This is a genomic window from Aeromonas sp. ASNIH1, assembly GCF_002934285.1.
GTDB lineage: Bacteria > Pseudomonadota > Gammaproteobacteria > Enterobacterales > Aeromonadaceae > Aeromonas > Aeromonas caviae.
On sequence record NZ_CP026228.1, the window covers coordinates 4,675,407 to 4,697,101 of the forward strand.

Annotated in this window: 19 protein-coding genes and 1 pseudogene; 8 read left to right on the forward strand and 12 right to left on the reverse strand. The window is 60.9% G+C overall.

Annotated elements, in window-relative coordinates; translation table 11 throughout:
* Positions 1 to 109: 109 nt before the first annotated feature.
* The 3 genes from C2U37_RS22485 (at position 110) to C2U37_RS22495 (ending at position 2,685) form a co-directional block, all read left to right on the forward strand.
* Positions 110 to 445 (forward strand): DMT family transporter, encoded by a 336-nt coding sequence (locus tag C2U37_RS22485; RefSeq protein ID WP_004883073.1) that lies wholly within the window; start codon positions 110 to 112, stop codon positions 443 to 445.
* Positions 446 to 457: 12 nt separating this feature from the next.
* Positions 458 to 1,075 carry a DUF3313 family protein gene (locus tag C2U37_RS22490; RefSeq protein WP_004883071.1) on the forward strand — a complete coding sequence of 206 codons (618 nt, stop codon included), beginning with the start codon at positions 458 to 460 and terminating at the stop codon, positions 1,073 to 1,075.
* A gap of 155 nt (positions 1,076 to 1,230) precedes the next feature.
* On the forward strand, positions 1,231 to 2,685 hold the full coding sequence (locus tag C2U37_RS22495) for a patatin-like phospholipase family protein (protein ID WP_196636953.1): 1,455 nt from the start codon (positions 1,231 to 1,233) through the stop codon (positions 2,683 to 2,685).
* On the opposite strand, the gene C2U37_RS22500 is transcribed toward C2U37_RS22495, so the two are convergent.
* The 9 genes from C2U37_RS22500 to C2U37_RS25405 form a co-directional block, all read right to left on the reverse strand.
* Positions 2,678 to 4,660 carry a relaxase/mobilization nuclease domain-containing protein gene (locus tag C2U37_RS22500; RefSeq protein WP_004883068.1) on the reverse strand — a complete coding sequence of 661 codons (1,983 nt, stop codon included), beginning with the start codon at positions 4,658 to 4,660 and terminating at the stop codon, positions 2,678 to 2,680. The two genes, C2U37_RS22495 and C2U37_RS22500, sit on opposite strands and share 8 nt — an antisense overlap.
* Before the next feature lie 436 nt (positions 4,661 to 5,096).
* Positions 5,097 to 5,696, reverse strand: a complete 600-nt coding sequence (locus tag C2U37_RS22510) for a S26 family signal peptidase (RefSeq protein ID WP_004883067.1) — start codon at positions 5,694 to 5,696, stop codon at positions 5,097 to 5,099.
* Positions 5,693 to 6,238, reverse strand: a complete 546-nt coding sequence (locus tag C2U37_RS22515; RefSeq protein ID WP_004883064.1) for a DUF2840 domain-containing protein — start codon at positions 6,236 to 6,238, stop codon at positions 5,693 to 5,695. Before C2U37_RS22515 ends, C2U37_RS22510 begins: the two co-directional genes overlap by 4 nt.
* Complete coding sequence (locus C2U37_RS22520; RefSeq protein WP_004883063.1) at positions 6,235 to 6,510, reverse strand: hypothetical protein; 276 nt, start codon at positions 6,508 to 6,510, stop codon at positions 6,235 to 6,237. The genes C2U37_RS22515 and C2U37_RS22520 overlap by 4 nt, the downstream gene beginning before the upstream one ends.
* Complete coding sequence (parA, locus tag C2U37_RS22525) at positions 6,507 to 7,145, reverse strand: ParA family partition ATPase (protein ID WP_004883061.1); 639 nt, start codon at positions 7,143 to 7,145, stop codon at positions 6,507 to 6,509. Before parA ends, C2U37_RS22520 begins: the two co-directional genes overlap by 4 nt.
* 265 nt (positions 7,146 to 7,410) lie before the next feature.
* Complete coding sequence (locus tag C2U37_RS22535) at positions 7,411 to 8,229, reverse strand: replication initiator protein A (protein WP_425267602.1); 819 nt, start codon at positions 8,227 to 8,229, stop codon at positions 7,411 to 7,413.
* 50 nt (positions 8,230 to 8,279) lie between these two features.
* Positions 8,280 to 8,564: a helix-turn-helix transcriptional regulator gene (locus C2U37_RS22540; protein WP_004883058.1), complete on the reverse strand. Its 285-nt coding sequence runs from the start codon at positions 8,562 to 8,564 to the stop codon at positions 8,280 to 8,282.
* 112 nt (positions 8,565 to 8,676) lie between these two features.
* On the reverse strand, positions 8,677 to 9,444 hold the full coding sequence (locus C2U37_RS22545; protein ID WP_004883055.1) for a DUF2285 domain-containing protein: 768 nt from the start codon (positions 9,442 to 9,444) through the stop codon (positions 8,677 to 8,679).
* Positions 9,445 to 9,787: 343 nt separating this feature from the next.
* Positions 9,788 to 10,339, reverse strand: a complete 552-nt coding sequence (locus C2U37_RS25405; RefSeq protein WP_004883053.1) for a DUF2958 domain-containing protein — start codon at positions 10,337 to 10,339, stop codon at positions 9,788 to 9,790.
* Between the two features lie 175 nt (positions 10,340 to 10,514).
* Between C2U37_RS25405 and C2U37_RS22555 the strand changes: the two genes are divergently transcribed.
* Complete coding sequence (locus C2U37_RS22555) at positions 10,515 to 10,751, forward strand: XRE family transcriptional regulator (RefSeq protein WP_028699140.1); 237 nt, start codon at positions 10,515 to 10,517, stop codon at positions 10,749 to 10,751.
* Positions 10,752 to 11,053: 302 nt separating this feature from the next.
* On the opposite strand, the pseudogene C2U37_RS25410 reads toward C2U37_RS22555, so the two are convergent.
* The 3 genes and pseudogenes from C2U37_RS25410 to C2U37_RS22585 form a co-directional block, all read right to left on the reverse strand.
* Positions 11,054 to 11,559, reverse strand: a pseudogene (locus C2U37_RS25410) (DUF736 domain-containing protein).
* Positions 11,560 to 12,177: 618 nt separating this feature from the next.
* Positions 12,178 to 14,244, reverse strand: a complete 2,067-nt coding sequence (locus C2U37_RS22580) for a ParB/RepB/Spo0J family partition protein (RefSeq protein ID WP_004883050.1) — start codon at positions 14,242 to 14,244, stop codon at positions 12,178 to 12,180.
* Between the two features lie 80 nt (positions 14,245 to 14,324).
* Positions 14,325 to 15,155, reverse strand: coding sequence for a DUF932 domain-containing protein (locus tag C2U37_RS22585; RefSeq protein WP_004883049.1), 831 nt, complete (start codon positions 15,153 to 15,155; stop codon positions 14,325 to 14,327).
* Positions 15,156 to 15,834: 679 nt separating this feature from the next.
* On the opposite strand from C2U37_RS22585, the gene C2U37_RS22595 reads away from it, so the two are divergent.
* The 4 genes from C2U37_RS22595 to C2U37_RS22610 all read left to right on the forward strand — a co-directional run bounded on the left by C2U37_RS22595 (position 15,835) and on the right by C2U37_RS22610 (position 21,543).
* A complete protein-coding gene (locus C2U37_RS22595) occupies positions 15,835 to 16,026 on the forward strand; it encodes a type II toxin-antitoxin system RelB/DinJ family antitoxin (RefSeq protein ID WP_004883046.1) in 192 nt (63 codons plus the stop codon).
* 61 nt (positions 16,027 to 16,087) lie between these two features.
* Complete coding sequence (locus C2U37_RS22600) at positions 16,088 to 17,497, forward strand: Shedu immune nuclease family protein (protein ID WP_004883043.1); 1,410 nt, start codon at positions 16,088 to 16,090, stop codon at positions 17,495 to 17,497.
* 105 nt (positions 17,498 to 17,602) lie between these two features.
* Positions 17,603 to 19,741, forward strand: a complete 2,139-nt coding sequence (locus C2U37_RS22605) for an AAA family ATPase (protein ID WP_004883041.1) — start codon at positions 17,603 to 17,605, stop codon at positions 19,739 to 19,741.
* Between the two features lie 2 nt (positions 19,742 to 19,743).
* Positions 19,744 to 21,543, forward strand: a complete 1,800-nt coding sequence (locus C2U37_RS22610; RefSeq protein WP_004883039.1) for a UvrD-helicase domain-containing protein — start codon at positions 19,744 to 19,746, stop codon at positions 21,541 to 21,543.
* Positions 21,544 to 21,695: the final 152 nt, after the last annotated feature.

A 21,695-nucleotide genomic window follows, 5' to 3' on the forward strand; every position in this document is an offset into this window, starting at 1 on the left:
AGAGTTTAAGAAGAAATCAGAAGCAGAGCGAATTGACCGCCTACTGCCTATTCTTTGATGCTTTGATGCTTTGATAATCAATTTTCACTGAATAGATTTGGAGAAATATATGAACCCGTTGTCATGGAATCCATGGTTGGTTCTACTGATTGCCGGCCTGTTCGAAATCGGTTGGCCACTAGGCCTCAAGATGGGTGCGGCCAATGCAGCGATGCGCTACGTGGGGCCGGCGATTGCAGTTGCCTGTATGGCAGCCAGCGGCTTTTTCCTATGGTTATCTCTTAAACAGATCCCCATAGGAACAGCTTATGCGGTCTGGACCGGCATCGGTTCGCTGGGCGCGTTTTTCGTGGGCGTGTATGTGTTCGGCGATACCGCCTCCTTGATACGTTGGGTTGGAATTGCGCTGGTTGTTGCTGGCATCGTCTGTCTGAAAATGGGATAAATGAAAATATATATGAAACGCCCTATTTCATTAATCCATTTTGTGCTGCTGGCAGGCCTCACGGCAACCTTATCTGGCTGTGCTTCAAACGGAATGACTCGATCAGGGTTTCTTGGTGATTACGATGTATTGGGAAAAACGAAGTACGAAAATGTTCTGCTCTTCAAGGCGCCAGGCTTTGAACCCAGTCGTTACCGGGAAATATTAGTCGAGGATGCTCAGGTAGTGACGGCAACTGGACGCATAGGTGGGCTTGAAGCTGAGCAAGTGCGAGAGCTTCTCGATCACGTCAACAGTGAACTGCGACATCTCCAAACTAAGTCCGAAGCTCCCGCATCGTCAGGCCGCATACGTGTGCGTGTGGCAATTACGACCATTGAGACGCCCAATAGAGCAGTCAACACCCTAACGACGTTGCTTGTTGGACCAGTGACAACTGGGGGAGCTAGTTTGGAGTTTGAGGCAGTAGATGAACAAACAGATCGTCGGGTGGCTGCTGCTAGCTGCTTCGAGCACGGCAACGCTCTCGCGGATTTCAAAGGCTCCTACACACTGCTCGGGCATGCAAAGTCTGCAATCACCACCTGCCTTGAACGGATCAATAGCGCTTGGAGAAGTGCTGGCTCGTGAATAGCTGCTATTCCATAACTTCGCGCGGATCGCGAGGAGCCTCATCAAGGGGATTCGTAGGGTGCCGTTCTTGTAACGTCTGCAGCATTCTGGAGTGGCTCTGCTTCGTCGCAAAATTGCCGGCGTTTCTCGTTCTTGTCTATTCGAAACGCTGCGTGGTGCTGCTTGCAGAGGTAAAGCGCCTGGAGGTGTGTAAATTCACACGATGGAGTTTGGCCGGTGTGCTGGCAACGGTAGTTCTGACAGGGTGTTCCACTTACCGTCCTTGGATCAACCCGACACTTTCCGACGCCGCCTTAATGTCTCTCGCCGAGAACGACCAACGCATCAGGCCGTCGGAGGTCAACCAACCGGTGGTTGTAGCGGTGACACTGTCAGGCGGGGGCGCTCGGGCGGCGGCCTTCGGCCTGGGCGTGCTGCGCGAACTCAAGGCCACACGCTTCGCGCTAGAGGGCCAGGAGACCACTCTGTTGGATCAGGTGTTCCTGGTCAGCGGAGTGTCGGGGGGCAGCATCCTTGCCGCGCACTTCGCGGCCTTCGGCGATGCCACGCTGACTCGTTTCGAGCCGGATTTTCTGCTTGTGCCTTTTGAGGGGCGACTCATACGTGAAGCTCTGTGGCCTGAGCGTCTTTATAGACTAACTTCACCTTGGTTTGGGCGCAGCCAGATCCTGGCTCAACGCTTGGACGAACTTTTTGAAGGCCGCACCTTTGGTGACGTGCGCCGACGACCGGGCGCGCCCGAACTGATGATCACGGCAACCGACCTCACGACCGGTGCCCCTTTCGATTTCACCACCGAGCAATTCCGGCTAATCTGTTCCGACCTCGATGCAACGCCGCTGTCTTTCGCGGTGGCGGCCTCGTCGGCAGTACCGCTGGTGCTGTCGCCCGTAACGGTGCGAAACAACGCCAATACCTGTCCGCCGCCTCTCCGATCTTTGCCTGTCAGAGGGCAAAATTACAGATCACGCATCCTGCAAAGCGGCATAGACAGCTACCTCAATGCGCACGATCGGCCCTATATCCACCTCGTGGACGGTGGTGTCTCCGACAACCTCGGCGTACGTCTGATGCTAGACCGGCTAGTAGCTTCGGGCTCAATGAGCGCCAATTTCTCGGAGGTCAAGCCCGGAAGCTTGCGCCGACTCGTGTTGGTGACGGTGAACTCCGAACGAGGACTGAGCGAGAGAGTGGACAGTAGCGACCGAGTTCCCAGCACGACGCAAGTACTTGAGTCGCTGATCTTCGGTGCCGGCGCTCGCGAGACCCAGGTGACGCTGGCCATGCTTAACGACGACCTGCAACACTGGCGTTCCGAGATTGTCCGCACCCGTGGCCAAGCGGACAGCCCCTTTGCGGCCGACGCAGAAATCTACGTAGTAAGCGTAAGTCTGAACGACGTGCCGGACGACAAGATCCGGCATTCGCTGCTGCGCGTGCCCACAGCCTTCACGATCGAGGCTACGGATGTCTTGGACCTGCAAACTGCGGGAGGCGAAGCACTGAGGCAATCCAAGGAGTTTATGGCATTGATTGAATCTCTAAGAAGAATCACAGCAGCCAAGCAGACTGCGCCTGGTACTCAGCTTCCCTTGATATCTAACTGATACCGATACTGGGCTTTCGTCCAAGTTCCCAAGAGGCACTTCCGCCGATAACCTTTGCGGCAAGCTGTTGTCCCAGTCGCGGCTCAATTACCGGCCGCCACGGCACAAGGCTGAACCCCATGCCGTCATCGAGCATCGCGTAGCGCCCGCTGGCGAGCATAATGGAACGCCGGTAGATACCGGCTACGCGCTGCCCGTCGGCCACCGGGCGATGCTCTAGGCCGGTTTCCGCCGCAATGTCTTTCGCGGCCTGCACTAGTTCCCGATTGCGTAGCGTGCCCAGCAGGTTGCGCGCGAGGATGACGCGCTGCCCGCGGCGCTGTGCCAGCCCCTGTTCTTCGAGGAAATCGGCTCGCTGCTGTATGGCCTGCTTGGTATCACCGCCAAAGCCCAAGTTGCCCAGCCCACGGCCACCGCCGATCAGTTGCTGGTCAAGCCAAGTCGCGCCGATGACGCGGGCCTGCCGTTCAATAGGAAGGTGTGATTTCAGCTCTACGGCTACATCGCCCAGCCGTTGCGCGTCGTATTGGCGGCCACGCTCGGCCAGGTCGTCCGGTACCTTCCATAGCCCTTCGGCCACGCGCTCCACGATGCAAGCCCGGCGCAGGGCTTCCAGCCGCCGGACATGAGCGGCGACGACTTCCTGCGGGTCGCGTCCGGGCGTAGCCCGGCCCTGCTCGATTACCAGGTGATGATCGGTGCGGTACAGGCCATCGCTCGCCAGCGAGGCGATGTTCTTGTCGGCCGTGCGCACCTCAGTCGAACCCTTCACCTCTACCACAGCGCCCGTGGGATAGTTCGCCAGTTCGTCGCGGGCGTTCAGTGCAACGTAGTGGGCCTTACCGTCCGTGCCGTCGATGATCAGATAGCCTCGGTCGTGCAACTCATCGGCAAGCCCCTTCGCGGCCACGCGGCCGATGAGGCTGCGACCATCGTCGCCCGGCTCGAACACCGCCAGCTCACGCGGCTGGCCGCTCATGGCCCGCTGCATCGTTCGGATGATGTCGCCACGCTCACCCAGGGCACGCAAGGTCTTCTCGGCATCGGCATGAATGGCCCAGGTGCCGGGCTGCACCTCGTCGGCTAGGCCCAGGCGCTGCAAGCGTTGCAGGCGGCCGATCAGCAGCAGGCGCTGGCGTTGCAACCTCGGCTCGTTGAGCCGTTCGACATGCACCCGGCCATCCTCGCCGGTCTCGCGCTGCAAGGTGCGATCCAGGCTCGTCCACCGCTCCTGTTCCACCTCGCGCCTCAAGGTCTGCTGAATCTCCAGTTCGGTGCGCGGCCCCAGCCACTCGGTCGCCAGCTCGGCGGCGCGATGGCGGAAGCCGTGGGCGATGTAGTCACCCGCGATGATGAGGTCTTTGCCGGTGTCGTCGCGCCCGCGCACGATCAGGTGGGTGTGCGGGTTGTCGGTGTTCCAGTGATCCACCGCCACCCAATCCAGCCGCGTGCCCAGGTCGGCTTCCATGCGGCTCACCAGATGCCGGGTGTAGGTGCGCAGGTCGTCCAGCTCGGCCCCGTCCTCGGGCGAGACGATGAAGCGGAAATGGTGCCGGTCGTCGGCGCAGCGTTCCTTGAAGGCGTCCAGATCGGCTTCGTCGGCCTGTGGCCCGTAGCCCCGGCCCGGTTCGCCATCGCGACCCGCGCCGTCGCGCTCGATGTAGCGCAGGTGCTTGGCGAGCGATTGCGGGCTGGCCCGCTGGTGATTGACCAGCAAGGTCTTGATGGTCACGCGCCGCGACATGGGCATTAGCTTCGCCCCGGCGAAGCGCGCCGCCGTGTGGCCACGTCCGAGCCGAGAGCCGGGCCGCTGGCCGGTGCCAGCCGCGCCAGGACGGCGTACTGCCGACTTGCCGCTGCTGGCTTTGCCGGCCTGCTTGAGCACCTTGGAAACGAAGCTCTGCCCCTGGCCCTTGCCCCGGTTCTTCGGGGCGCTGGGGCGCACGCGAAAGTCGTCGTCGCGGCTGTCGGTCATGGCTGCGCTCCCCGCAAGCTTGGGCGTGTCCTGTCGTGCGAAGCACGCGGACATGCCAGCATTGGCGCGACCCTCGCGCCAAACGCGGCACGGTGGCGAAGCCGCTCCGTGCCGCGTTCCCCCCATGTGCTGACTGGCTTTCGACGCGGCCAGGTGCCGCGTCCTTTTGTCTTGCCTTCCGCCTTTGCCCTTCGCTGTCGCTCCAGGCAACGGCGGCCCGGCGGCGCTGCTGCGTGAACAGACAGCGCGCCGGCGAAAGCGCCAATGGCCGCAGGCCGGGCGCGTTCGAGGCAAGACGCCTGAACGTTGGACGGCTGCGCCGGATGCTGCGCGACGTGCGGTGCGAATGCACCGGCACGACAGGCGCAGCGACACTGAAGCAGCCAGCAGAACGACATGCCCGATGGCACGTCAGAGCGCAGCGAATCGGCGGCCATCATGGGCGTATCTCCGGCCACACCGGATGCGCAACGCCGATCACGGCGGATGCGCTGACCGGGCCGAAATAGCGGCTGTCGAACGATGCTGGATTCGTCACGCTCAACAGGAGCAGTTCGCCCGGTTCAAGGCGGCGGCAAAGCTGCAAGGACGGCAGCGCCCGGCCCAGCCGGTCGGCGGGCAGTACGGCGGCCGAAGGCACGCCGTCGATGCGTACCTGACCGGCGACGATGCAGACGTGTTGCGGCGCGACCGCGCCCACACGTTTGAGCAGCGGAACGCGCGTCGGCAGGTAGCCGCGCTGCGCAGCGAGCGCGGCAGCCGTGGCCGGAAGCGGCACCAGCACGATGCTGTCCACGGACAACGGACGTGGCAGCGAGGCGGTGCGCGGGTCGAACGGGTCAATGCGATACCAGCCGACCGCCACGCTGTCGGACGGGTTGTAGGTCAGACGCGGCAGCGGCGACACGAAAGCCGCCCAGGCCAGCGCAGCGAAGCCGATGGCGGCCAGTGTCGCCAGCACGATGCGAGCGCGCAGGCGTGAGCGAGGACGCGGCGCCACGTCGGGCGCGTTGGGTGTGGTGGTCGGGGCGGTCATGGCAGCACCTTCCCGGCCAGCCAGGCGGTATGCCGCTCGGTGGTGTATTCGGGCAGCGCAAGGCGAGCCGCAAGACGGTTGCCCAGCGTGCGCCAGTACGCCGGCGACACGTCGATGGCAGCGATGCCCAGCGCCTCGATGCCGTCGATGCGCTCCAGCACGGCGCGCACGTTGGCATCGCCTTCGGTGTGTAGGAGCAAGCGCGCGCCCGGCTGAACACCGGGGATGCGCTGCGCCGCGTCCAGCGGTGTGCAAGCCTGCATCACCATGAGTTGCCAGCGGATCGTGCCGTAGTCGTTGGCCTGCCAGCGGATGCGGCAGAGCATCGCGCCCGGCAGGAACACCGCGCAGCGCCGCCAGCGGTCGAGCTGAAGCGTGCGCGCCGGTTCGCCGAAGCGCAGGTAGAGCTTGAAGCGATGTTCGAGGTAGGCCAGCGAAACGCGCGTCAGCGGCACATTGCCGGCCTGTCCGGCGAGTGCCGAAAGCGCAGGCAGCGGCGCAGCCGGTGCCGCGTTCGCGGCAGGCCAAGCGAATGCGTTCATGGTGTGTTCTCCGGCGGAAACTCCCGCTCCAGCAGGCCGCGCAGCAGGTCGGCCACGGTCACGCCTTGCGTGAAGGCCGACACCTTGATGCGCGCCCGCATGGCGGGCGTGATGTCGAGCGTGAGGCGGGCCGTGTAGAGGTCGCCTTTGCCCAGCGCGTCGGCATCGCCCTGACGAATCCACGCCTCGGCGTGCGGATTCGCGGGCGGACGTGCGCCGATGCCGACGCGCTTGCCCGTGCGTTTGCTGTTGGGTGGCTGCTGCGCTGTCATGTCGGCCACCGCAGCAGTTCGTCCACCAGGGCGGTGATTTCGCGGGCGGCGGCACTGTCGGGCGCTGTCTCGCGTGCGAGCCGGCCAGCGGCCACGCTGTCGGCGAAGACGATGCGCTGATGCACCTCCGAGCGCAGCGCGGGCAGCGGCTGTTCGGCGAGCGATTGCCGCGCCTCGCGCCCGATGATGGTGGTGCTGACGCGCCGGTTGATGACGAAGGCCGCGCGGAGCAGCGGCCGGAACACCTGCGCCTCGCGGATCAGCGAAACCATTTCCGAGCTGGCCCAGAGGTCGTAGGGGCTGGGCTGCACCGGGATCAGCACGCGCTCGGCCGCCAGCAGCGCGGAGCGCGCCAAGGCGGCGATGCGCGGCGGCCCGTCGATGATGACGTGATCGGCCCGCCTGGCGAGTTCTGGCGCTTCCTGATGCAGCGTTTCGCGTGCGAGGCCCACGGCGCTGAACAGCCGTGGCAAGCCTTGCTGGCTTCTGCGCTGCGTCCAGTCCAGGGATGAACCCTGCGGGTCGGCATCGAGCAGGACGACATGCTGGCCGCGCATCGCCAGTTCGCCCGCGATGTGCGTGGCGAGCGTGGTCTTGCCGACACCGCCTTTCTGGTTGAGCAGAGCGAGGATCATGGCGCGGCCCTCCCTGCTGGAAAGCCGGGCTTTACCTGCCGTGCAAAACGCTGTTCGCCGTGCCGTTTCTCGGTTGTCCACCGAAACGGCGCGCTTCTACTAAAAGTTATGTATTTCTTGTTAGGGAAGTTAGAGGGGCCGCAAACCCGCGCCGTTATTGGCTTTCCGGCGTTTTCGTACTCCTGATAGCACGATAGGCGTACTCCCGATAGCACGATACCCGGTACTCCTGATAGCACGAGGCCGTCCACACCTTTTCCACGAGTTATCCCCGTGCCGTGTGCAGCACGGGCCGGAAGGTCAGCAGTTCTTGTCCGTCGTCCGGCATTCGCTCGATGCCCAGGACGTAGCCGGGCAGCGACTGCCGCGCCACCAGGACGCGCAGGTCGTAAGCGAAGTCGGAGAAGCGCGCAGCGCTGCCCGACTTGCGGTGCAGGTGCCGGAAGTCGAATTGCCAGCCGCCCGGCTGCTTGCCGCCGTGCTTGCGCACCAGGCGGTACAGCCAGCGCTCGATCCCGCCCTTCAAGCGGAAATAGGCTGGGTCGATGGTCAGCACCAAGGCGGCATCGAGCACGCCCGCATAGAACCAGTCCGGCAGGATCAGTTCGATGCCCAGCGGCACGCCGCTGGCATCGGCCAGTTCCTTCCACTCGTTGATCCACGAGAAGCGATGCAATCGCCTTCCCGTGGTTTCGCGGATGGACGTGGCCACCGTGGTCGATTGCAGCCGGTCGAGCGCGGCTTTCAGGCGCAGGTAGTCGTTGAGAGACGTGCCGCGCCCGATGAAGCGCAGGATCTCGTAGGGAGTGGCGCGTATCCAGCGCGACGGGCGCAAGCCCGCGTCGCGCGCCTCCACGATCTGCGAGGCGGCCCAAATCAGCAGGTCGGCATCCCATATCGTTGCGATGCCGTGCTCCTGCGTACCCTCCACGCGGATGGTGATGCCGCCGGCGCGGAAGTCGATCGGCGCGGTACGCCGCGACTTCGCCAGCGAGAAGAACGGAAAGGCCATCAAGTCCTGGCTGTCGCGGGGTGCCATGTCGCCCGGCAGCGCGCGGAACAGGTCGAGCTGTTCGCGCTGCAAGGCTTGCCCTGGCGGGCTGGACATGGCGACGGCCACCCACGCGCCAGCGATCAGCGGCCATCACGGTAATCGCCCGCGTGGCGTTCGGCATATTCCGGGTCGGAAGTCGCCTCGTAGCTGCGCTGGTCGGCCCAGGCATCGAGGTCGGACACCGCGTACATGACGCGGCGGCCGAACTTGCGGAACTTCGGGCCGCCGCCGATCACGCGCTGTTTCTCCAGCGTGCGTGGCGACAGGCGCAGGTACTCGGCGGCTTCGTCGTTGGTCAGGTAGCGTTGGGGCTGCGCAGGCGCAGCGACAGCAGCGGCGGCAGGCCGCAAGGGAGCGGGTCGCATGGGATGTACCTCCATCAAGCCCGGCCACACCACGCGGCCGGTTAGAGGCACTTTCAAGAAAGCGAGGCTGCTTGCTAAGGGACGATCTACGGGGGACGCGAAACGTCCCCCCCTACTGCAACGGCGGCGGAAGCTGTGCCAGGCGGCGATAGCCGCCACGCATCAGCGCATCGCCACGACGTACCAGCCGCCGCACGCGGGCACGTAAGGCGCTGTCCTTGTGCCAGTCGGCGGCGACGGCATCGGCGCCGAACAGCCCTTCGGCCACTTCGCGCAATGACGCGCCCGCCAGGGTCGCGTCGAGCGTCTGCAAGGTGTGCAGTTCCAGCACCGCGGCCGTCGTGGGCCTGGAACGGGCCGCCGCCGCAGGCGTGGCAACCGTGGCCACGGCCAATGCGTCCAGCTCGGACGCGAGCGTGCGATAGCGCGCGCAGGGCGTGGCGCAGGCGCGGGTGGCGTAGAGGTAGGCCATGCCGTCTTCCAGGCCCGGCGCGAGCGCGAGCCGCAGGCAGCAGCCGGGCCAATGCGACACCAGCACCAGGCGCTTGCCGTCGTGGATCAGTTGCTTGCGGCCAGGGACGCGCCAGAACTCGAAGGCATGGGCTTCGGGTGGCGGGTCATCGTCCGGGTAAACCTGCACGACGGCATCGTGATCGGGAAACCAGGCCGGATGCGCGTCGCGCGCATCCAGGGCTGGGTCTTCCAGCAGGCGCAGGCCCCACGCCTGCGCCGTGTCCGGCCGGCGGCGGCGGCGCAGCCAGTCGCGGCGGTAGTCGGGATTTCGGCGCAGGTATTCCCACGCCAGCGCAGGGCCGTCAAGGTGCAGAACGTAGAGATAGGCCGCTGTCGGATACCAGTGTTCGGCGCTGCGATCAGTCATGGCGAAACCTCCCTCTGTTTGGGATGCGTCGCCACGATTTCCGCGATGCGGGAACTATCGAAATGCCATCAGGTCGTCATCAAAATTGGTTAGGCTGTAACTGTCGGTGTCAAGACCATTTGGCTCTGCGTGTTGCGGAAATCGTCTGAATGCGACGGCTACGCCTTCAGGAAAATGACGCGCAGCACCGAACACCGTGCCGCAGCCCGCGCCCAAGATCAGGACTGTTTTCAACAGGATCGCACCACTTCGGTGCAAGAATGCGGATTCAGACCTGCACGGTCTTGATCAAGATTGAAATAGTCACGATGCGCCCCGGCTGGCTAGGCCGCGCTGGTTTTCATCAGTCCGTGATCGCGCCGTTCTCCTGCGCCAGCCGGACGTACTCCGATAACGGGCGCACCGCCTGGAAATACCGATCCCGCCGCACCGGCAGCTTGCGCGGCCCGACGATGCCCGCCAGGTCGGACAGCTTGACCATCCCGAGCTCAGGCATACCGATACCGAGGTCGATCAGGCCGTAGGCCGTGTCGCCATCCGCCGGGTCGAGCGACACCAGCAGCCAGGTCACATGCGCGTCCGGGGTGAACAAGCGCACCACGGGCAGCGGGTCGAGCCGCTGACCAGCGGCGAGCGCCGCGCCGTGGGCCAGCAGCCGGGCGCGTTCATCAGCGGTGACAAGCGGCAGGGTCATGGGCAGCTTCTCCACGAAACCGACGATGCGCGAATGCGCTTTGGTGCCGAAGCGCAGAACTGCCGAAACGCATCCGTGCATTCGTGTGGAAGCACCGATGTGCAAGCCATCGCATCCGTAGAAGAACAGAAGCGCCGAAGCGGAATTGTCGGAAGCCGGAAAGACACGGATGCGATTCCCCGGTTCTGTCGGAATCCGCATCTGCGGATTTCCGTAAAAGCACGAAAGCGGGCCTTTCAGCCATGAATGAACACTATAGATTGTAGCCCTATAGGGCGCAATGGGCTGTCATCTTGGTTTTTATGGGGAAACCAAGTTAGTGACAGCGAAACACTCATTGGCAACGGCAATACGGACAGTCAGGAAGGCGCGAGGCTTGAGCCAGGAAGCGTTCTCCGACGTGTCCAGCCGCACCTATATGAGTACGCTGGAGCGCGACTTGAAAAGTCCGACCCTGCACAAGCTGACCGAGCTGTGCGAGGTCATGGAAGTGCATCCGCTGACGCTGTTGACGCTGGCCTACGCCGGCGACGACACGCACAAGGCCGACGAACTGCTGGCGCGGGTGCGCCAGGAGTTCGAGGCCGTGCTGAAAGAGCGCGACGCGCCCTAGCGCGTCTGAATGCCCGCAAGCGGAGCGCGCAGCGCCGCCAGGCGCGAAGGCGTGAGGGATTGAAGCCGAATGGACATGACGCCATTGGCGGCATGGGGCGCAGCCCGAAAGCCCGGCGGCGCAATGCGCCGACACGCCATGCTGTTCCTACTGCCACGGGCTTCGAGCCATTCGACCATCACCAATGCAATGCTGGCCTTGGACATGCGGGACATGGGGCAACTGCCGAAACCCTGTGCGTGCGATGCTGCGATCAGCAGCACCGCGCCCCGCCGCAATGGGCGGGGCGCGGTGGGCGGCCGTCAGGCCGCCTTGGGCTTGCTGCGCGACCAGATGAGGTCGTGCGTGTCATTCTCGCCTTCGATCAGGCGGGCATAGACCGTCGCCGGGAATGAAGGATCGTCGATGGCCACCGACAGGTAACCCGCCCGGCCTCGCTGGTTTTCTTCCACGCCGCGCCGAAGTCGTGGCCGGCCGCTTGCAGGCGGAAGTCCGGGGCGCTTTCGTTCTCGCCCTTGTCGTTGGGAACCAGCTTGACCTTGAAGTTGAGGGTCAGGGTGCGGAGCTGGCCGGTGAAGCCGTCTTTCTCTGCGGTGAAGGTGCCGATGTTAGCCATGATGATTTCTCCTTTCGGGTTGAACAAGGTCGCGCCAGTGCGTCCTTGTTGTGATCCGTCCGGCGGGGGATGGGCTGGCCGCACCGCGCAGCGGTCGCAACACCGTGGAGAACCTGGAAGCGAAAAGAATTTGTCCCGCGAGGAATGCGCGCAGCGCAGGGGGAATTGTTTTCGCTGGAAGGTTGCGGCCATGAAGCCCAGCCACCGCCAGGATTCACAACAACACAAGGACGTACTGGCCGCCCGCTCCCGAATGGAGGCATGGCCGACTCGGCATCCCCGCGCGACGGCTTCACCGGCCTGCGCCCTGACACGGGCAAGGACAATGCCCAGCGACAAGGTGAAAGCGTTCCTACCGCTGCTTGCGGCCCTTTGCGTGAGGCGTGGCGTGGAAGCTCCATTGCAAGGCCGGGCGGCGTGTCGGTGAACCGTCCTTCGTGACGTACAGGCGACGAACCGCCAGCGTCGAGGACGGCACGCTTTCGTGCAACCTGCGGCAGCAAGCCGGGGCGTAGCCCCACACGCCCGTCCATTGCGGTGGGGCGCGTTCGGAATGTCGTCGGCGCTGTGCGCCGACGCACTTATGGGCTTCGAGGGTTTCCCGCGCACAAGGTCACTTGTGCGCCGCCCCTTCGCCGTCCGCCCGAAGGCGGCGAAGGGGCGTTCTGGCTTTGGGCTTGGAAACCGGGCGCGGCCACCGCCGCGCCCGGATTTTTGACCATCGGCACCAGGGCGGAACGGCCTGGGGCCGATGCTGATGGAACAGCGAAGCGCCCCGGCCGAAACCGGGGCGCTCGGTGGTGGTGAAGGTCAGGCGGCGAGTGCGTGGGCCTGCTGCTCGTCGTCGTTGTCGATGGCTTCCGGCTCGTCGTTCGTCACCGCCTGCGGCGCATCCTGCGCCGTGGTGTCGTCGGTGCCTTCGGCCTTGAAGATGGCAGGCATCCAGCCGGTGCCATCGGCCAGCCGCTCGGCTTCGCTGGCAATGTCGGCCTTCTTCAACTTCGCCAGCCGGGTGACGTGCGCCGGGGCGTACTGCTCCACGGCTTCCAGAATCGCGGCCTTCGGCACATGCCGGAAATAACCCTCATTGGTGGGCTTCCACCATGCGGCCATGTCCAAGCCGACAGCCTGCGCCAGTTCCGCGCCCGGTTGCTGCGGCGTGGCGCGGGGTGTCACCACGTCCACCGTGACGGCCACGGATATCGCCAGCAGCCGCACCAGTTCATCTTGCGACTTCGCTAGCAGCACGGCGAACAGTTCGGCGCTGTCCTCCGGCAAGCCTTCGCCTGCTACCTGCTGCAACTCGCGCAGCGCCACGGCGGCGGGCGAATCCGGTATATCCGGGGCGATGCCTTCCAGCCGGTCTTGCGCTTTCAGGCTCACGCCCAGCGGCAAGTCGTGGCCGTAGTGGCTGCCCTGCAAGACGGTCTGCACCATGCCATGCACCAGCGCGGCCAGCGCCACTTGCGGATGCCGGGCGACTTCGATTTGCAGCGCGGCGGTGCGGTGGGCGCTCAACCGCTGCGCCAGCTTGTCGGACATGGCGGCGGTCTTGGGCTGCTCGTCGTCCTCGCCTTCGTCGTCGTTCCCGGCTTCGCTTTCGCTGCCGAAACCTTGGCGCAGGCGTTCCAGTGTGCGCAGCGCCTTGGCCTCGGCCTCGCGCATCAACCCGCGATGAATCACTGCCTGCCCGTTGCGGTCGATGGTGACGATGGCACCGGCTGCGGCCTTCACGGTCGTGCCGTAGTCCTGCAAGCCATCTTCCAGCGCCTGCAACTGCTCGCCCACGGCTTCGCCTTCTTCCTGCAAGGCATCGGCCTTTTCCTCGTCCTCGGTATCAAGCGCGTCATCCACGGCGGCGGCCAGTTCGTGCATCTTGGTTTGCAGCTTCTCGATGCGCTGCGCTTCGCGCTTGTTCGGTTCGCGGCGCTCCCTCGGCGCACGCTGGAAGGCGTGCAGGTCGGCATGGGTCACGGCGGGGGTGGCATCCACCCACGCCCAGCCTTCGTCCTTCACCTCGGCGGCGATACCTGCCAGCTTGTCTTGCGCCAGCCGTTCCAGCAGCGCGGCATCGGTCAGATACACGCCCGCGTCACCTTCCGCGAACAGGTCACGGCGCACACCACCGCCTGCGGCTCCGTAGGTATCCAGCCCCACGAAACGCACCAGCGGATGCCGGTATGCGTCAATCTCGCGCTCGGTGAGGCGGTCGCGCAATTGGGAAGGGTTGCGCTGCCACGTCGGCGCGTCGTAGAACGCGGTTTCCTGCGCGGCGTGGTCGTCGGTGATGGCAAGGGCCATCAACTGATCGAGCGTCACGGCTTCGGCGCGGTAGTCGGCCAGCAGCCGGGGCGAGACGTTCGCCAGCTTCAAGCGGCGCTGCACCACCAGCGGCGTGACGCTGAAATCGGCGGCTATGTCCTCGATGGGTCGGCCTTCGGCCACCAGCGCGGCGAATGCCTCGAACTGGTCGGCGGGGTGCATGGCTTCGCGCTGCACGTTCTCGGTGAGGCTGGCCGTGCGGGCGGTGCCATCGGCCACCAACAGGCAAGGCACTTCCCATTCCTTGCTGATGCGGCGCTTCTTCGCCAGCAGCTTCAACGCGGCCAGCCTGCGGCCACCGGCCACGACTTCGTAATGCTCGCCATCGGCGGCGGCAATGACGATGAGGTTTTGCAGCAGGCCGACACGCTGAATGCTCGCGGCGAGTTCGGGAATGGACATGCGCGGGGTCTTGCGCACGTTGCGGCCAGCAGGACGCGACACCAGCCGCGACAGCGGAACCAAAATCAGGTTCTTGGTCGGGTCGGCGGCTTCCAGCGGGATAGCGGCGGCGGTGTTGAGGGCGCGGGCTTCGGTTTGGGTAATGGCGTTCATGGTGATAACTCCTATCGGTTCAGGGATGCAGCAGCGAAGAAAGCGGCAAGGGCTGCTGCCTGCCCCTGCCGCGTGGGGAATCAGGCCTTCAACTGGCGCAGGCCATCGGCCAACATCCAGAGGGCGCGATTGAGGCGCACATCGGAATCAATGCCCTGCACGGGGCGGGTCTGCTGGCGGCGTCCGTTGGCGCTGCGGCCATGCAATCCGCCTTTGGTCAGGTTTTCTTGGGTGCGGTTGAACACGCTCCACAAGTCCGGGCGGCGGTCGTCGAACCGGCGCGGCATCAGGATTTGGCTTTCCGTGATGGGCGCGGGCTTGTTATCGGTGGGGTCGTACTTGAGGGCCAGCGCGGAACGGGCGAACACTTCGGCTTCGCCTTCGTCCAGCGTGATAGCGCGCATCAGGTCGCGGGATTCCTTCACGCGTTCGAAGCCGCTCAACACCTCGAAAGCGCCTTCGATGACAGAACCGGCCACGTCGCCCTTGTGCGGCACGCGCACATCGGCCACGGTATCGCCGCACACAAGGCCATTGCTGCAAACGAACCGGAACATTCCGGCCAGCATCTGATAGCTGCTGGTGCCGTCGTGCGAGTTCAGCAGCACGATTTCATTGGCTTCCGCGCCGTTGATCTGACTGGCATGGCGCAGGCGAATCATGTGTTTGGTGTAGTCGCGGCGGTCGTCGTGCCGCACGCGGGTTTGCGCTGCCATGAAGGGTTCAAACCCTTCCTTGCGCAGTTCCGCCAGCACGGCGGCGGTGGGAATGTAGGCGTACCGTTCGGAGCGGCTATCGTGCGGGGCCTCCGCGAAGATGGACGGGGCTACGCGGCGGATTTGGTCGTCGGACAGCGGGTAGTCACTGCGCAGCGTCGGGGAATGGGAAGCGAATCGAGATGCGAGTTGCATGGTTTTCTCCAATGAGTTGCTGTGGTTTCAAAGCTGACCGGATTCCAAGATTCGGAGCCCGTTGTGGCTTCGGTTGGTTCGGCGCAGAGACCTGGGCCGGTCCTGTTTGCCGCCGTCTTTCCTGAGTTCATCGCCCGCGAAAAACCGGGCCAGCGAGGGACTGGCCGTCAAGGGAGAAGCGCAGGGTTGGTGCGGCCCGCAGCGCAGCGAGGACTCGGCCCTGCGCGCCTTGACGGCCAGGCACCGCGGGCTACGGTCGCGGGAAAAAGCGATGAACTTGGGGAAAGACGAACAGCGGCCAATGGGCCAGGGGGTGCGCTGAAACCAACGCCGCGCGGCGAGCGCCCCTGCGTGCCAGCGGCACGCCTAGCTGGATGGCTGTTGGTCGATCAGGTGCAACCTGTTCGGTGCATGCGAGGGGCGCCAAGCAAGGCGCGGCGGGGATGGGCTGTCCAGCCGATCCCCTGGAGGGCAAGCGCCGCGCGCAGGCCAGGAGCGAAGAGACGGCCGGAGGCATCAGGGATCAAAGCCGCATGGCCGCGACTCGGCACGAGGCGCGGGGCAACGCCCGCGAGCCCGACGGCGGCACGCCGGGATGCTCTACTGTTCACAACAAAATGTAAGTGACGCAATAGTACTTATGAGCCACAATGTAGCTACATCTATTGTGAGCGCAACAATGGCAAGTAACGACGTCGTTCGTGCCCGGATTGACGGGCAGATTAAAGAAGCCGCAACTGTTGTTCTGGCTGAAATGGGGTTATCAATTTCGGATGCGATTCGGATGCTGCTGACCCGAATCGCGGCAGATAAGGCACTCCCCTTTGACATCAATCGTGTGTCGTCCGATTCTGATCGGAAGGCACCATAAGGTTGCGCTGAGGCAAGGCCCGCAAATCGTTTCTCTGAACAGTAGGGATCAAGAATAGTTCATGGCATCTATCAGACCTTCAGCATTCAATCAACGTGAGCGTTTGGACGGCGGCCCCTTCCTTGTCATTGAAGCAGCCGAACCGGAAGAGGAAGGCATTAACGTTTTCTTCACTGATATTCCCGCAGCGGAGCGCAAGCCGGATTCGCCAATAGCGAGACTGCTCAATGTGTGTCCAGACAGATTGACCATTTGGCCTCTTAATATTCGAGAAGATCGCGACGATTACCTGCAACCTAAATACGGCACCCTTGAACGCATCGTCGTCGCTCGGCCTGTTATCGAGCCCTACATACTGCCAGAGACTACTGACGATGTCGTTGGGCTTCTTGAGCAGTTGCCGGATGGGTTTGCCAAAGATTTTCGATTCGGTTTGGGGCTTCTGTGGGAATATCGGCAAATTTGCGAAACAGCCGCCAGCTTAGAAAACGTAAGCATACTCATTGTCCACAAAGGAAATGACGCGAAAATTGATTCGCCATTCTTTATTCTCGGAATAAGAAGATTTCATGAATTAAGAAAAGAATTAAATCGCATAGCCTCTCGCCACCAGAGAGACGCGCGCAAGGACAAGCAATTTCATGTCTACCAGACCTTATTACATGCTGCCGATTCAGCACAATTTCCCGCTCTAAAGAAGAGCGTAAGACCTGATGCACTAACGGAAATGACCGATGGTGGGCGGCAGCATGTGACGCTTTCCAAGCGTGATCGGCGCGCCGCTGTTCGCATGGTTCAAGACAATATAGAAGCACTGGCGGAATCTGAGCCGCGCTCGCTGCTGGCATTAAAGAATGATATTGAGCTCATCACACTGAATCAACTGATTGAGCGATACCAGGAAATGCTTGGAAAAGGACTGACGGAAAGCAAGTGGCAAAGCTTCTTTCTGGAAAATCCTTTCATACTTAGTCTTGCATTTGCCGTTCCAGCCATGCTGGTTCAGGGGCAAGCTTATGCAGGTGGCAAGCGACTTAACGGGTCCGGCGGAAAATTTTCAGATTTTCTATACGCATCCGCTTCCACGGGCAATCTTGGCCTCATTGAGATAAAAAAGCCGCAAACCGAACTGCTAGGAAAATCTCCCTATCGTGGAGATGATGTTTTTGGCCCATCGACAGAATTGGGTGGAGCGATTGCTCAAATTCTAGATCAGCGTTTCAAATTGCAGAGTGAACTACCCGTCATAAAAAATAACATGAACCGATACGACCTCCACAGCTATGCGGTTCGCTGCATAGTTGTCGCTGGCATGACGCCACAAGAGCATCAGCAAAGAAAGTCATTCGAGCTCGTTCGAAATGCGTTCGCAGAGATCGTGATCGTGACTTTCGATGAACTACTTGCAAGGCTAACCGAGATTAAAAATGCGCTCCAACCGATTCCTACCTTAGACACGGTGCCGTTCTAAAACCAACTGACAGTTGGCCATTCCGTAGTTGGGATCAATGGCTGCAGTGTTCAACCAATCCATCGGCCGATCGGCATGTGGATTTCAACAACAAGATTGAATCAAATGCATATATCCAAGCTCAGCCTGGTCAACTACCGGAACTTTCCCAACACGAAGCTGCTGTTCCAGAAGGGTATCAACACTGTCATCGGCGAAAATGGATCTGGCAAAACCAATCTCTTTCGCGCAATCAGATTGCTGCTTGATGACAACATGATTCGCTCTGCCTACCGGCTGGAGCATACCGACTTTCATCGCGGCCTAGGGCGCTGGCAGGGACATTGGATCATCATCAGTCTTGAGTTTGAGGAAATCTCTGCGGATGAATCAGTGCAGGCGCTCTTCCGACATGGGACGGGCGTAATTGAGGAAGAGGCGAACGGCAAGGCCACTTACAACCTGATCTTTCGTCCGAAGAAGGAAATCAGGCTGCGACTTTCTCAATTGAACGATGGTGATCAGGCAGGCCTCGACGCTATCCTGAACCCGGTCACCATCGACGACTATGAAACGATTTTCACAGGTCGGAGTGAAGCCGACTTCAACGACGAGGCCTTCTATAAGGATGTGGTCGGCGACTTCGCGAATGTTCGATTCAATGAAGAGGTTGAATTTCGTGTTATCGGCGCGAAGATTCCGAACGTGCTGTCCGTCTCCAAAGAAATTTCGTTCACTTTCGTCCAGGCGCTACGGGACGTCGTCTCCGAATTTCACAACAACCGGACAAATCCGCTCTTTTCGCTTCTGAAGGGCAAGAGCGGCGATATCGACCCCGTGGCGTTCCAGGCTATCACCGACGGGGTAAAGGCATTGAATGACTCCATCGAAGCGTTGCCAGACGTGCAGGTCGTCCGGACGGATATCAGAGACACCATCAAGGATGCGGCGGGTGAGGCGTATTCGCCGTCTTCTCTTTCTATCAAGTCGGATCTGCCAGACGAAGCTGACAAGTTGTTCCAGTCGCTCAAGCTGTTCGTTGGCGAATCGGGGGAGAGCCACGAAGGACCGATCCACGAGCTGAGCCTTGGTGGAGCAAACCTGATATTCCTCACGTTGAAACTGCTTGAATTCAAGTATCAAAAGGCTAAACAGTCGATCGCCAACTTTCTGCTTATCGAAGAGCCGGAAGCTCACATTCACACACATATCCAGAAAACACTGTTCGACAAGCTCAAATACGACGACACACAGATCATTTATTCGACCCATTCGACGCACATCTCTGAGGTCAGCAATGTTCAGAACGTGAACATCCTCGGCAGAGAAGGTGATCGTTGCGAGGCATACCAGCCTGCAATTGGCCTAAACCCAGAAGAGATCGGCAACATTCAACGCTACCTGGATGCTGTCCGTAGCAACTTGTTGTTTGCCAAGAGCGTCCTCTTAGTGGAGGGCGATGCAGAAGAAATTCTCGTTCCGATCCTGATCAAGAACGTGCTAGGCGTCAGCCTTGATGAACTCGGCATCAGTTTAATTAATATCCGCAGCACTGGATTTCAGAACGTCGCGGTTCTTTTCGATGATGCCCGAATCCGGAAGCGGTGCAGCATCGTCACCGACCTTGACAAGTCCATCATTGACACAACGCCGGCGGCGGGAGACTCCGAAGGGCTGCTCCGGCGCAAGGGCAAGTATCAGGCATCCCAGGAAAAAGGGGTCGCCAGGAAAGCGTTATTGGAAGACACCTTCAAAGATAACGGGTGGGTTTCTCCATTCTTTGCCCCCCATACCTTCGAGGTCGACTTCATTGCCGCCGGCAATGCGCGTAAGGTGGTCGGCATCCTTCCTGATGTCTACAAGGATGCACCAACCATCGCGACGGCCAAGGCGGAGCTCGAATCAGCGGACATCGCGTTGTTCGGTCAGCGCGCATTGACCATGGCGGACAACTACGGCAAGGGATGGTTTGCCATCTTGCTGGGAAAGAAGATCGATCCGCAGACCGCCATTCCGAAGTACATCTTGGACGCCATCGCTTTTGCGCATCCGGTGGTCACTAAGGAAGTCTGGTTTAACGTGCTGAGCTACCGCGTGAACTACATCGATGCAGAAGATATCTTCACTGCGTCTGCCGTATTCGACGACTTTAGGGCCAAGCTGCTGGCCTTCCGAAATGGAGACATCGACTTCGTCGGCATCCGAAACGAGATGCTTGCCACGTTCCCAGATGATCGCATCAACGATGTACTCGCGGTGTTCTGATCATGTTCATGTGGAACAAAGATGATCTGAATCCCGAGCAGGAAGCAGCCATTCTGAAGCCAGGGAGCGTCTTTCTCATCGCTTGCCCGGGCAGCGGGAAAACGCGCACGCTCACCTACAAAATCGCCTATGAGTTGTCCAGGCTGAAATCGAACAAGCAGTTTGTCGTTGCCATCACTTATACGCACCGTGCCGCCGACGAAATCCACGAGCGCATTGAGAGCCTTGGGGTGGATACATCCCGATTATGGATAGGAACGATACATTCGTTCTGTCTTGAATGGATATTGAAACCGTACGGCATCTATCACGAAGCGTTGGATCGAGGCTTCCGTGTGATCGATCAGCATGAGCGCGAGAAAATCCTGGAGGCATTGTGCAAGCCTTACCAGAAGCCAAAAATAACATTCTGGGATTGTGAGTTTTATTACACCGAAACTGGATATGTGCTCTCCTGCCCACAAGATTGGAAGCATTCGGGTCTTCACGTCATATTGGGCAAGTATTTTGAGATTCTGCACGAAAGTCGGCAGCTAGACTTTGAGCTCATTCTTTACTATGCGTACCAACTGATCGCACGTCATCCTGCGATCAGCACTCTTCTGGCACAGTTGTTCTCTTTCGTGCTGATCGACGAGTATCAGGACACCAAACGAATTCAGTATTCGATCATCACCGCCATTCTGAAAGCTGGTCAAGGTGCGACCAAGGCCTTTATTGTCGGAGATCCTAACCAGGCGATTTATCAATCGCTTGGCGGATATCCGATTGCCTTCGAGGATTTCAAGGCGATGGCCAATATCGATTTGGACGAACTCGAACTGTCGCGGAACTACCGTTCTTCTGAGCGCATCATTGAGTACTTCGGAAACTACAACGTTCACAACACACGCATCGAAGCCGCATCCGAGGACAAGGCGTACCCAAGCCTTATTTCATTCGACGACACAGTGAGCAAAAATGATCTGGACGCTGAGCTCATCCGGCTCATCCGTTTCAACATTGAGACTATGGGCATCTCACCTCACGAGGTGTGCATTCTCGCGCCACAGTGGACGCATCTTGCAAGCATGACACGTCGTTTGGTCGCCAGCATGCCGGAGTACTCATTCGATGGCCCCGGTATGGTTCCCTTTGCACGGGACACAGAGAATTTCTGGTACAGGCTTTCTAAGATTGCACTTACTCAGGCATCGCCGGGAATGTATGTGCGCAGACTGCGGTGGGCCGGGGAGATTCTGAATGACCTAGAGGCGGCCGGGGCTAGCGTGTCGAAGCTCACGCGGAGGTCCTTGTTGAGGGAGTGCAATGCAATTAAGATCGATGAAACAGATGGTCTTACCTACTTGAGCGCATTTTTCGAGCGTCTGTTTGCAAACTTAGCAATCGACTTTCGCCTTTTCACGCTGCTTCAAGAGCATCACGTTGCCTTCTTCGATAGTTCGCAAGCCCGGGTAAATCGATTGAAGAGTGAAGGTAGCGAATTTATAGGCGATATTGAGACATTCAGGAAGGTATTTCAGCATAGGACTGGAATCACCATCTCGACGATACACGGCGTCAAGGGAGCCGAGTTCGATGCAGTGATCGCTTATGCATTATTAGAAGATATGGTGCCGCATTTCAATGATCCGAACGGTCAAGAAAGCGCGATGAAATTGCTGTATGTCATTGGTTCGCGGGCAAGGAAGAACCTGCACCTTGTTTCGGAACGAGGTCGAGTTCGCCAGTATTCTGGCGAAGAGTATCAAGTAACTCGCAAGCTTGCCTCATGCAGTTTTGGATACGATCAAATTCCATAGAAATCACGAGTAGCGCAACCGCGCTCTCTATGGGATGCCCTACAGCTTTGTTTAGCGTTTGGCTGAATCATCTGCGCGCGGCTCGCTCTGCATGCCCTGCTGTCGCCAGCTCAACATGCAAGCGGAGCGCGCAGGCCCGGATCACAGTGTCG